The sequence below is a fragment of the Vibrio fluvialis genome, assembly GCF_900460245.1.
In the GTDB taxonomy this organism is placed as follows: domain Bacteria; phylum Pseudomonadota; class Gammaproteobacteria; order Enterobacterales; family Vibrionaceae; genus Vibrio; species Vibrio fluvialis.
The window spans coordinates 1-12,898 of record NZ_UHIP01000001.1; the positions used below are offsets into that span (position 1 = coordinate 1).

Annotated in this window: 3 protein-coding genes, 3 tRNA genes and 5 rRNA genes; 8 read left to right on the forward strand and 3 right to left on the reverse strand. The window is 51.1% G+C overall.

Annotated features, from left to right (window positions below; all coding sequences use genetic code 11):
- The 8 genes from DYA43_RS00005 to DYA43_RS00040 form a co-directional block, all read left to right on the forward strand.
- A 23S ribosomal RNA gene (locus DYA43_RS00005) occupies positions 1-1,513 on the forward strand; the annotation flags it as partial.
- Between the two features lie 94 nt (positions 1,514-1,607).
- Positions 1,608-1,723: ribosomal RNA gene (rrf, locus tag DYA43_RS00010) — 5S ribosomal RNA — on the forward strand.
- A gap of 294 nt (positions 1,724-2,017) precedes the next feature.
- Positions 2,018-3,570 (forward strand): 16S ribosomal RNA (locus DYA43_RS00015).
- 65 nt (positions 3,571-3,635) lie between these two features.
- Positions 3,636-3,712 (forward strand) — tRNA-Ile (locus DYA43_RS00020).
- A gap of 42 nt (positions 3,713-3,754) precedes the next feature.
- Positions 3,755-3,830, forward strand: a tRNA-Ala gene (locus tag DYA43_RS00025).
- A gap of 292 nt (positions 3,831-4,122) precedes the next feature.
- Positions 4,123-7,010, forward strand: a 23S ribosomal RNA gene (locus tag DYA43_RS00030).
- Between the two features lie 94 nt (positions 7,011-7,104).
- Positions 7,105-7,220: ribosomal RNA gene (rrf, locus tag DYA43_RS00035) — 5S ribosomal RNA — on the forward strand.
- 32 nt (positions 7,221-7,252) lie between these two features.
- Positions 7,253-7,329: transfer RNA gene (locus DYA43_RS00040), tRNA-Asp, on the forward strand.
- A 429-nt stretch (positions 7,330-7,758) separates the two neighbouring features.
- On the opposite strand, the gene add is transcribed toward DYA43_RS00040, so the two are convergent.
- From add to glnG, 3 genes are all read right to left on the reverse strand, one after another.
- A complete protein-coding gene (gene add / locus DYA43_RS00045) occupies positions 7,759-8,763 on the reverse strand; it encodes an adenosine deaminase (protein ID WP_061057121.1) in 1,005 nt (334 codons plus the stop codon).
- Between the two features lie 81 nt (positions 8,764-8,844).
- Complete coding sequence (gene gepA, locus DYA43_RS00050) at positions 8,845-11,403, reverse strand: phosphodiesterase GepA (protein WP_061057122.1); 2,559 nt, start codon at positions 11,401-11,403, stop codon at positions 8,845-8,847.
- A 63-nt stretch (positions 11,404-11,466) separates the two neighbouring features.
- Entirely contained in the window at positions 11,467-12,870 is a 1,404-nt protein-coding gene (gene glnG / locus DYA43_RS00055; RefSeq protein WP_020329310.1) for a nitrogen regulation protein NR(I), read from the reverse strand.
- Positions 12,871-12,898: the final 28 nt, after the last annotated feature.

The following is a 12,898-nucleotide window of genomic DNA, read 5'->3' on the forward strand; positions in this document are numbered from 1 at the left end:
ATTCCCGTACTTCTTACAATTGCGATGGGGGGACGGAGAAGGCTAGGTGGGCCTGGCGACGGTTGTCCAGGTTCAAGTGCGTAGGCTTGAGGGTTAGGTAAATCCGGCTCTCTCTAAGGCTGAGACACGACGTCGAGCTACTACGGTAGTGAAGTCATTGATGCCATGCTTCCAGGAAAAGCCTCTAAGCTTCAGATTGTAAGGAATCGTACCCCAAACCGACACAGGTGGTCGGGTAGAGAATACCAAGGCGCTTGAGAGAACTCGGGTGAAGGAACTAGGCAAAATGGTACCGTAACTTCGGGAGAAGGTACGCTCTTGATGGTGAAGTCCCTCGCGGATGGAGCTGATGAGAGTCGCAGATACCAGGTGGCTGCAACTGTTTATTAAAAACACAGCACTGTGCAAAATCGTAAGATGACGTATACGGTGTGACGCCTGCCCGGTGCCGGAAGGTTAATTGATGGGGTTAGCGTAAGCGAAGCTCTTGATCGAAGCCCCGGTAAACGGCGGCCGTAACTATAACGGTCCTAAGGTAGCGAAATTCCTTGTCGGGTAAGTTCCGACCTGCACGAATGGCGTAATGATGGCCACGCTGTCTCCACCCGAGACTCAGTGAAATTGAAATCGCTGTGTGAAGATGCAGTGTACCCGCGGCTAGACGGAAAGACCCCGTGAACCTTTACTACAGCTTGGCACTGAACATTGAACCTACATGTGTAGGATAGGTGGGAGGCTTTGAAGACGTGACGCTAGTTGCGTTGGAGCCGTCCTTGAAATACCACCCTTGTATGTTTGATGTTCTAACTTAGCCCCGTTATCCGGGGTGAGGACAGTGCCTGGTGGGTAGTTTGACTGGGGCGGTCTCCTCCCAAAGAGTAACGGAGGAGCACGAAGGTGGGCTAATCACGGTTGGACATCGTGAGGTTAGTGCAATGGCATAAGCCCGCTTAACTGCGAGAATGACGGTTCGAGCAGGTGCGAAAGCAGGTCATAGTGATCCGGTGGTTCTGTATGGAAGGGCCATCGCTCAACGGATAAAAGGTACTCCGGGGATAACAGGCTGATACCGCCCAAGAGTTCATATCGACGGCGGTGTTTGGCACCTCGATGTCGGCTCATCACATCCTGGGGCTGAAGTCGGTCCCAAGGGTATGGCTGTTCGCCATTTAAAGTGGTACGCGCGAGCTGGTTTAGAACGTCGTGAGACAGTTCGGTCCCTATCTGCCGTGGGCGTTGGAAGATTGAAGGGGGCTGCTCCTAGTACGAGAGGACCGGAGTGGACGAACCTCTGGTGTTCGGGTTGTGTCGCCAGACGCATTGCCCGGTAGCTAAGTTCGGAATCGATAACCGCTGAAAGCATCTAAGCGGGAAGCGAGCCCTGAGATGAGTCTTCCCTGATACTTTAAGTATCCTAAAGGGTTGTTCGAGACTAGAACGTTGATAGGCAGGGTGTGTAAGCGTTGTGAGGCGTTGAGCTAACCTGTACTAATTGCCCGTGAGGCTTAACCATACAACACCCAAGGGGTTTTGTAGTGGACTCAAAGCTAAGCGCATAAGAATGTGTTGAGAGAACGAAAAACAGCTTTCCGAATTTTAAGAATTTGCTTGGCGACCATAGCGTTTTGGACCCACCTGATCCCATTCCGAACTCAGAAGTGAAACGAAACAGCGTCGATGGTAGTGTGGGGTCTCCCCATGTGAGAGTAGAACATCGCCAGGCTTTAATTTGCACTTGCTTAAACTTTAAGCAAGTCACCATAGGGCTCTAAAAAACTTAGAGTTTTATGTTGACTTTCACGGTGTGAAGCGTAATATACGCGTCCTGCCTACGTGCTAACGCACTGAAAGCAAAGCTCTTTAACAATATAAACCTATCAATCTGTGTGGGCACTCGTTGATGATAATCGCAAAAGATTTATCAATGAACTGAGTGACCAATTTGATACTTCGGTATCGAGCACAGTCAATTCAACATTACATAGTAATGTTATCAGTATTCATTGAGCCAAAACTTTAATTGAAGAGTTTGATCATGGCTCAGATTGAACGCTGGCGGCAGGCCTAACACATGCAAGTCGAGCGGCAGCGACAACATTGAACCTTCGGGGGATTTGTTGGGCGGCGAGCGGCGGACGGGTGAGTAATGCCTGGGAAATTGCCCTGATGTGGGGGATAACCATTGGAAACGATGGCTAATACCGCATGATAGCTTCGGCTCAAAGAGGGGGACCTTCGGGCCTCTCGCGTCAGGATATGCCCAGGTGGGATTAGCTAGTTGGTGAGGTAAGGGCTCACCAAGGCGACGATCCCTAGCTGGTCTGAGAGGATGATCAGCCACACTGGAACTGAGACACGGTCCAGACTCCTACGGGAGGCAGCAGTGGGGAATATTGCACAATGGGCGCAAGCCTGATGCAGCCATGCCGCGTGTATGAAGAAGGCCTTCGGGTTGTAAAGTACTTTCAGCAGTGAGGAAGGAGGTATCGTTAATAGCGGTATCTTTTGACGTTAGCTGCAGAAGAAGCACCGGCTAACTCCGTGCCAGCAGCCGCGGTAATACGGAGGGTGCGAGCGTTAATCGGAATTACTGGGCGTAAAGCGCATGCAGGTGGTTTGTTAAGTCAGATGTGAAAGCCGGGCTCAACCTCGGAATTGCATTTGAAACTGGCAGGCTAAGAGTACTGTAGAGGGGGGTAGAATTTCAGGTGTAGCGGTGAAATGCGTAGAGATCTGAAGGAATACCGGTGGCGAAGGCGGCCCCCTGGACAGATTACTGACACTCAGATGCGAAAGCGTGGGGAGCAAACAGGATTAGATACCCTGGTAGTCCACGCCGTAAACGATGTCTACTTGGAGGTTGTGGCCTTGAGCCGTGGCTTTTCGGAGCTAACGCGTTAAGTAGACCGCCTGGGGAGTACGGTCGCAAGATTAAAACTCAAATGAATTGACGGGGGCCCGCACAAGCGGTGGAGCATGTGGTTTAATTCGATGCAACGCGAAGAACCTTACCTACTCTTGACATCCAGAGAACTTAGCAGAGATGCTTTGGTGCCTTCGGGAACTCTGAGACAGGTGCTGCATGGCTGTCGTCAGCTCGTGTTGTGAAATGTTGGGTTAAGTCCCGCAACGAGCGCAACCCTTATCCTTGTTTGCCAGCGAGTAATGTCGGGAACTCCAGGGAGACTGCCGGTGATAAACCGGAGGAAGGTGGGGACGACGTCAAGTCATCATGGCCCTTACGAGTAGGGCTACACACGTGCTACAATGGCGCATACAGAGGGCGGCCAACTTGCGAAAGTGAGCGAATCCCAAAAAGTGCGTCGTAGTCCGGATTGGAGTCTGCAACTCGACTCCATGAAGTCGGAATCGCTAGTAATCGTGAATCAGAATGTCACGGTGAATACGTTCCCGGGCCTTGTACACACCGCCCGTCACACCATGGAGTGGGCTGCAAAAGAAGCAGGTAGTTTAACCTTCGGGAGGACGCTTGCCACTTTGTGGTTCATGACTGGGGTGAAGTCGTAACAAGGTAGCGCTAGGGGAACCTGGCGCTGGATCACCTCCTTATACGAATGATTATTGCGATGAGTGTTCACACAGATTGATGGTTTATACGTTTTAGAGACGATACTGGGTCTGTAGCTCAGGTGGTTAGAGCGTTCGCCTGATAAGCGAGAGGTCGGTGGTTCGAGTCCACTCAGACCCACCAATCTTCCTCCCAGAGGATTGGCACACAGTATCAACACCTGATGGGGCTATAGCTCAGCTGGGAGAGCGCCTGCCTTGCACGCAGGAGGTCAGCAGTTCGATCCTGCTTAGCTCCACCATCTTTAAGCACATTTGCTTAAGTGTTCTTAAACATGGTTTTCAGTAGAAAATCTGCTCTTTAACAATTTGGAAAGCTGACAAAACAATCTTTTAAAAGATTGTTTGTAAAGTTCTCAATGTATTCCTTAACGGAATACACCAACAAACACATTCAAGTGTGCTTGGTATCGAAGCTTACTGTTTCAGTAAGTCTTCAAATTGAGTCCGGCAAAATCAGTCACACACTCATGAAAAATAAATGTGTGACACCTAGGTTGTTTAACAACAACCCGAAACTCCTTCGGGTTGTATGGTTAAGTGACTAAGCGTACACGGTGGATGCCTTGGCAGTCAGAGGCGATGAAGGACGTAGTAACTTGCGATAAGCTCAGATTAGGCAGTAACAGCCACTTGAGTCTGAGATTTCCGAATGGGGAAACCCAACTGCATAAGCAGTTATCATTAACTGAATACATAGGTTAATGAAGCGAACCGGGGGAACTGAAACATCTAAGTACCCCGAGGAGAAGAAATCAACCGAGATTCCGATAGTAGCGGCGAGCGAAATTGGATTAGCCCTTAAGCTTTACATGCGTCAGGTGAAGGTTCTGGAAAGGACCGCGAAACAGGGTGATAGCCCCGTAGCCGACAGCGCATGTTCAGTGAAATCGAGTAGGGCGGGACACGTGTTATCCTGTCTGAATATGGGGGGACCATCCTCCAAGGCTAAATACTCCTGACTGACCGATAGTGAACCAGTACCGTGAGGGAAAGGCGAAAAGAACCCCTGTGAGGGGAGTGAAATAGAACCTGAAACCGTGTACGTACAAGCAGTAGGAGCCTCTTCGTGGGGTGACTGCGTACCTTTTGTATAATGGGTCAGCGACTTATATTCAGTGGCAAGGTTAACCATTTAGGGGAGCCGTAGGGAAACCGAGTCTTAACTGGGCGTTCAGTCTCTGGATATAGACCCGAAACCGGGTGATCTAGCCATGGGCAGGTTGAAGGTTGAGTAACATCAACTGGAGGACCGAACCGACTAATGTTGAAAAATTAGCGGATGACTTGTGGCTAGGGGTGAAAGGCCAATCAAACTCGGAGATAGCTGGTTCTCCCCGAAAGCTATTTAGGTAGCGCCTCGGACGAATACTACTGGGGGTAGAGCACTGTTAAGGCTAGGGGGTCATCCCGACTTACCAACCCTTTGCAAACTCCGAATACCAGTAAGTACTATCCGGGAGACACACGGCGGGTGCTAACGTCCGTCGTGGAGAGGGAAACAACCCAGACCGCCAGCTAAGGTCCCAAATTACAGCTAAGTGGGAAACGATGTGGGAAGGCTCAGACAGCTAGGATGTTGGCTTAGAAGCAGCCATCATTTAAAGAAAGCGTAATAGCTCACTAGTCGAGTCGGCCTGCGCGGAAGATGTAACGGGGCTAAGCTGTAAACCGAAGCTGCGGCAATGCGATTTATCGTATTGGGTAGGGGAGCGTTCTGTAAGCCGTTGAAGGTGTGTTGTAAAGCATGCTGGAGGTATCAGAAGTGCGAATGCTGACATGAGTAACGACAAGGGGGGTGAAAAACCTCCCCGCCGGAAGACCAAGGGTTCCTGTCCAACGTTAATCGGGGCAGGGTAAGTCGACCCCTAAGGCGAGGCCGAAAGGCGTAGTCGATGGGAAACGGGTTAATATTCCCGTACTTCTTACAATTGCGATGGGGGGACGGAGAAGGCTAGGTGGGCCTGGCGACGGTTGTCCAGGTTCAAGTGCGTAGGCTTGAGGGTTAGGTAAATCCGGCTCTCTCTAAGGCTGAGACACGACGTCGAGCTACTACGGTAGTGAAGTCATTGATGCCATGCTTCCAGGAAAAGCCTCTAAGCTTCAGATTGTAAGGAATCGTACCCCAAACCGACACAGGTGGTCGGGTAGAGAATACCAAGGCGCTTGAGAGAACTCGGGTGAAGGAACTAGGCAAAATGGTACCGTAACTTCGGGAGAAGGTACGCTCTTGATGGTGAAGTCCCTCGCGGATGGAGCTGATGAGAGTCGCAGATACCAGGTGGCTGCAACTGTTTATTAAAAACACAGCACTGTGCAAAATCGTAAGATGACGTATACGGTGTGACGCCTGCCCGGTGCCGGAAGGTTAATTGATGGGGTTAGCGTAAGCGAAGCTCTTGATCGAAGCCCCGGTAAACGGCGGCCGTAACTATAACGGTCCTAAGGTAGCGAAATTCCTTGTCGGGTAAGTTCCGACCTGCACGAATGGCGTAATGATGGCCACGCTGTCTCCACCCGAGACTCAGTGAAATTGAAATCGCTGTGAAGATGCAGTGTACCCGCGGCTAGACGGAAAGACCCCGTGAACCTTTACTACAGCTTGGCACTGAACATTGAACCTACATGTGTAGGATAGGTGGGAGGCTTTGAAGACGTGACGCTAGTTGCGTTGGAGCCGTCCTTGAAATACCACCCTTGTATGTTTGATGTTCTAACTTAGCCCCGTTATCCGGGGTGAGGACAGTGCCTGGTGGGTAGTTTGACTGGGGCGGTCTCCTCCCAAAGAGTAACGGAGGAGCACGAAGGTGGGCTAATCACGGTTGGACATCGTGAGGTTAGTGCAATGGCATAAGCCCGCTTAACTGCGAGAATGACGGTTCGAGCAGGTGCGAAAGCAGGTCATAGTGATCCGGTGGTTCTGTATGGAAGGGCCATCGCTCAACGGATAAAAGGTACTCCGGGGATAACAGGCTGATACCGCCCAAGAGTTCATATCGACGGCGGTGTTTGGCACCTCGATGTCGGCTCATCACATCCTGGGGCTGAAGTCGGTCCCAAGGGTATGGCTGTTCGCCATTTAAAGTGGTACGCGAGCTGGGTTTAGAACGTCGTGAGACAGTTCGGTCCCTATCTGCCGTGGGCGTTGGAAGATTGAAGGGGGCTGCTCCTAGTACGAGAGGACCGGAGTGGACGAACCTCTGGTGTTCGGGTTGTGTCGCCAGACGCATTGCCCGGTAGCTAAGTTCGGAATCGATAACCGCTGAAAGCATCTAAGCGGGAAGCGAGCCCTGAGATGAGTCTTCCCTGATACTTTAAGTATCCTAAAGGGTTGTTCGAGACTAGAACGTTGATAGGCAGGGTGTGTAAGCGTTGTGAGGCGTTGAGCTAACCTGTACTAATTGCCCGTGAGGCTTAACCATACAACACCCAAGGGGTTTTGTAGTGGACTCAAAGCTAAGCGCATAAGAATGTGTTGAGAGAACGAAAAACAGCTTTCCGAATTTTAAGAATTTGCTTGGCGACCATAGCGTTTTGGACCCACCTGATCCCATTCCGAACTCAGAAGTGAAACGAAACAGCGTCGATGGTAGTGTGGGGTCTCCCCATGTGAGAGTAGAACATCGCCAGGCTTTAAATTTAGACTCTTGAGTCTAACCAGTGCGGAGCGGTAGTTCAGTTGGTTAGAATACCGGCCTGTCACGCCGGGGGTCGCGGGTTCGAGTCCCGTCCGCTCCGCCACTTATTTAAGACCTCAGCAGCAATGCTGGGGTTTTTTGTTATCTGGGAGTGGTAAACCTCTACACTCACCAGCCTCACTGAGCGCTTCGCTCTCCTCTTTCTCTCGCCCCAGCGCTTTGTCGCTCTTAAGTGTTATTCCTAACGGCTAACGGATTGTTACCTATCTCAGGCTCTTACCCCTTCGGCTTTGTTGTCATCGCGCCTCTGTTTGGTAAAGATAGACCTGGCTTCTCTTGCTTGGCATTGCTCAGGTTGGCTTCAGACTGGTGCACTACAGAACCTTGTCTTGAAGGCTTGCGGAAGAGAGTGTGCGAATCTGGGCCGAAAGTTGTGACCCCTTGGTGCGGTGTTTCTGAGTGGTTAGGGGAGAGCAAAGATATAAAAAAGCCGATGCAGGACATCGGCTTGGTAAGAGATAGATTCTTTATACTAAACGCGTTGAGCGACTTTGGCTTTCAGCGTCTGTTTATCGGTATCGGACAAGAATGCCAGTTCCAAGCTGTTTAATTGCGCCTGACGAATCTGCTCTTGGCTCAATCCGGCTTGAGGAGCAGCAACTTCATACTCGTATGGCAGCTCAATGCCCTCTACGGCAGGATCATCAGTATTTAGACAGGCGAGTACTCCATACTCAAGAAAGCGCTTGAGAGGGTGTAATGCCAAGCTTTCTACTGTACTGGTTTGAATGTTGGATGTCAGACATGACTCAATACCAATGCGATGTTTTGCTAAATAATCCATTAGCTGCGGATCGTGAATCGCTTTCACCCCATGACCAATACGGGTCGCGCCTAAGTCACGAATCGCTTGCCACATACTTTCCGGACCAGCCGCTTCTCCTGCGTGAACAGTAATATGCAGGCCTGCATCGCGTACCTGTTTAAAATGGCTGACGAAACGATCGCCGGGCTGGCCGAGCTCATCACCGGCAAGGTCGACGGCCACAATATGATCTTTCTGGCTCAGAATCGCGTCCAGTTCTTGCTGACAAGCGTCTGTGCCAAAAGTACGGCTCATGATGCCAATCAGGTTGGCTTGTACGCCAAAATCGCGCACGCCGGCTTTTACGCCGTCGACAACCGCTTCAACTACACCCGCGACAGGCAAGTTGTGTTTCATCGCCATGTAGTACGGTGAGAAGCGCAGCTCAGCGTAATCAATTTGCGCGTTGAGTGCGTCTTCCACGTTTTCATACGCAACGCGGCGGCAAGCGTCCAGATCGCCCAGTACTGCCACACCCCAGTCTAGTTTAGACAGGAAAGCAACCAGTGATGGCTCAGCTTCAACGATCTGTACGTGCGGAGTGAGATCCGCAACGGTGTAGGCTGGCAGAGCCACACCAAATTTTTGACCGAGGTCGAGAATGGTTTGAGTGCGAATGTTACCGTCAAGATGGCGGTGTAAATCAGTGAGTGGAATATTTTTCGTAATCATTATCGTCTACCAAGTCAAAATCTGCGCTAAGTATAAAAACCAAACCTTGCGGTGTCAGTAGTGAGAATGGCGAATCGAGTGCTATTTTGCTGATATTCTCTTCATGTTAACCAGATCTGTTGGCCACTCATGGTACGACATCGGTTTGTTGAACAAGAACCCCTGTCCTTGTGGGCAGCCAAGTTTGGCTAGCAATTCGGCCTGTTCAGGTGTTTCAATGCCTTCTGCAACGATGTTGACCTTAAAACTGTTGGCCAGATTGATGATGGTGGCTGCAATGCTGCTTTCATACTGTTCTTGCTTTAGTAGAGAAACGAAAGCACGATCGATCTTAAGGCAATCGAAAGGCAGCTTATACAGATAGGCGAGCGAACTGTAGCCGGTCCCAAAGTCGTCAATCGCCAGACGGATCCCCAAGCGCTTGATGGAGTGCATGGTGTTTAAAATCACCGGGTCGTTATTGACGATACGGGATTCGGTAATTTCCAGCGTCAGATTGTTCGGTTGCATGCCCGTGACACGCAGCGTTTCTTCAAGCTGTGGCATGAATTCAGGATGGGAAAGCTGATTGACTGACAAATTAACGTGCATCTGGAAGTCGGCGGCCCATTTCCCTTGCTCGATACCTTTCACGGTATCGCAGCATGCTTGTCGCAGGATTTGTTCGCCAATCGCGTTAATAAGCCCGCTTTCTTCTGCAATCGGGATGAAGTCCATGGGTGGTACTAAACCGTATTCTGGCGACAGCCAGCGCGCTAAGGCTTCTGCTCCCAACACTTCGCCGCTGTGCAGGTCAACTATTGGTTGATAGAACGGAACAAACTCGTGGTTTTCCAGCGCCAGCTTAATCTGCGTCACCATTTGGGTTCGCTTGCGAGAAACATCGGCCATCTCCGGCACATAGTAACTGAGACGGGTCGAGTCTTGCTTGGCGTTACTTAATGCGATGCTGCCGTTGCGCAGCCACACCGTCATGCTGGCAGGTTCAAGCCCATGAACAATACCCACCGATATGTTCACGGCGATGTTTTCATTCGGCATATTGAATGGCGTGGCGAACAGTTGCAGCAACTGTTGGGCAAACTGCTTGATGGCCGGAATGTCATCGCATTGAGGAAGATAGATGGCGAACTCATCACCACCGATACGGGCGATGTAGCTGTTGTCGTGACTGACGGTTTTCAGGCGTTGGGCGATGAGGACGAGCAGCTGATCGGCCTGGTGATGGCCAAGGCTGTCATTGATGTCTCTAAACTTATCGATGCCAATCAAGAACAGGCTGCCATGCAACGTTGGCAATTGGTTACAGCTGTCTATCATGCCTTCGCGACTGTAAACCTTGGTCAGCGAATCGTAGATGAGTTGCTCGCGCAGCGCTTTAAATGACGCTTTAAGGTTGTTCGCCATTTCCGTAAAGGCAAACACCATCATACTGGTTTCGTAGATCTTGCCCGGTTTGGGCATTGGGCTGTCCCAATCTCCCTGCGCCAGATGTTTTGCTGCCGCCGCGGTAGAGGTAATGGGCGCCGTGATGCGGTTAAAGGTGATAAAGCCGATGCCAATCCCAAACAGGCTGACGATCAGGCCCAGCAACCAGCTGTTGCGCTGGTTTTGCGGCAGAGAGCCTAGAAGGTCTGCTTCGGAGATGGTGACATTGATGTACCACTTGAGCCCATGTTCGTCCTCGACCGACGTCACTTGGTTGAAATAGCGCGCGCCATCGACCTCGGTACTGAACACCTCTTTCGGCAGGGTATGCGCGCTTTGCAGAACGCGGGAAATCTCGATGGCACTGGCTTTCAACACCGGATTCGGGGTTTCCTGAGTGGTGAGTCGATCGCCTTTGGGTGAATACTCGGTGCCCCACGAGACAACGCCCGTTGGCGCTGAATGTGCGATCAGGCGCTGGGTTTCGTCAAAGATATACACGTCGGCATTAGTTTCACGTTTCAGCATGTGGAGAAAAGTGTTAAAGGTGCTGATTTTGACGTCGGTGACCATGACGCCGACAAACTGGGTTTGTTGCATCACTGGTGTCAGAGCAGATAACGTGATGTCCTGGCGTTCGTCCATGTTGGTATACACCGATGACCACATCGGATGTGGATTCGCTGCCACTGGCGTATAGAAGGGACGAGTACGGGGATCGTATCCGGCTATCACGGAACGGATTTCATCGCTGACAGAATCGCCATGGTAAATCGTGAGCTGCTGCTTTGTGCGGCTGTCTTTGAGCATCAGCGTGAAGCTCTGATTGTCTTCCTTGCGAAAGCCGACAAATTCGCCGTTGATGCCAGCAAAACTCATCACATCGATTTGAGAAATCGGGCGGTACAGGTCGCTGAAGCCGGAAACCAGAAATTGTTCGATCTGCTGTGAGTCATTGGGCTGATACAGATGGTGAAAGCCGATGCTGTGGCTCATGCTCTGATTAGCACGGAACGGTTCATCGAGAAAGGCGTGTAAGCGTTGGTCAACGTTGTGGGTCAGGAAGGTGAGCTGTTTGCGGCTCACATCCTGCACCATCTGTTCGTAGCTGTATTTCTGAACCGCTCCAATGACACCGATCGTCACCAGAATAATGATCACGAAAGGGAATAACACAGCGGTTTTCAAAGTCATCTGTTGTCTGAACGGCATATCCTGATTCTGCAATAATGGCCTGTGATTCGGGGCATTGGCAGTGGAGACAACAAAAGTCCTTTAATACAACTCTTTCAATTTACGTGTGAGTGTATTGCGTCCCCAGCCTAATACTTTTGCGGCATCCTGCTTATGGCCATTGGTATGGTTGAGCGCTGCTTCTAAAAGTATACGTTCAAACTCCGGGAGTGCGTAAGACAGTATCTCAGTTTCTCCTGAAGCGAGAGCGGATTTCGCCCAGGACTCCAGCTGTTTCTGCCAGCTGACATCACTGTCGAAATCGACGTTTTTCTTCTCGGCCAGCAACTCGGAAGGCAGGTCGCTCGGCAGTACCTCTGTCCCACTCGCCATTACGGTCAGCCAGCGGCACATGTTTTCCAACTGGCGAACGTTGCCTGGCCAGTCGAGGCGATTAAGAATCTCGATGGTCTTAGGATGCAGGGTTTTCATCTCCACGCCTAACTCTTTTGCGGCCAAAGCGAGGAAATGTTTAGTTAATTTATCAATATCCTGACGCCGCTCACGCAATGACGGGATCTGGATTCGAATCACGTTGAGGCGGTGAAACAAGTCTTCACGAAACTTACCCTGATGCACCAGCTTCTCAAGATTCTGGTGTGTGGCCGCGACAATACGTACATCCACCTTGATCGCAGAGTGACCGCCGACGCGATAAAATTGCCCATCGGCCAGTACGCGCAGCAAGCGCGTCTGAATATCTAAAGGCATATCACCGATTTCGTCGAGAAACAGAGTGCCGCCGTTGGCCTGCTCAAAACGTCCCTGACGCACATTGTTCGCGCCGGTAAAGGCACCTTTTTCGTGACCAAACAGCTCTGATTCGATCAAGTCTTTCGGAATGGCCGCCATGTTAAGTGCGATAAAGGGTTTCTGCGCGCGTGGGCTGTGACGATGCAGTGCATGAGCCACCAATTCTTTACCGGTACCGGATTCACCATTGATCAGCACTGAAATCGACGAGCGGGACAAACGGCCAATGGCGCGAAACACTTCCTGCATCGCCGGCGCTTCGCCGATGATTTCCGGAGCATCATAGGTTGGGGTCAGGCGTTGTGACTGCTCTTTACGCTGCTCCTGGCCGTGGGCGATGGCACGTTCGACCAGCGTCAGGGTTTCATCCACATCAAACGGTTTAGGCAGATATTCGAATGCCCCCTTTTGGTAAGCGTTGACGGCAGCATCCAGATCGGAGTGCGCGGTCATTATGATCACGGGCAGCTCTGGTGAGCGTGAGTGCACCTGATGGAGCAACTCAATGCCGTCAATTCCGGGCATGCGAATATCGGACACCAGCACGTCAGGCGTTTCTCTTTCGAGTGCCATTAACACACTTTCGGCATCGGAAAATGTTTCGCACTTGATGTTGGCTGATGACAGGGTTTTCTCCATCACCCAGCGAATCGAGCTGTCGTCATCGACAACCCATACGTATCCTTTACTCATAGTTTGGTTCCTCAACAGCAGCCCCCAT

Coding starts and splice junctions, on each gene's coding strand:
- add (WP_061057121.1), bottom strand. CDS start 8,763: ATGATTACGAAAAATATTCCACTCACTGATTTACACCGCCATCTTGAC.
- gepA (WP_061057122.1), bottom strand. CDS start 11,403: ATGCCGTTCAGACAACAGATGACTTTGAAAACCGCTGTGTTATTCCCT.
- glnG (WP_020329310.1), bottom strand. CDS start 12,870: ATGAGTAAAGGATACGTATGGGTTGTCGATGACGACAGCTCGATTCGC.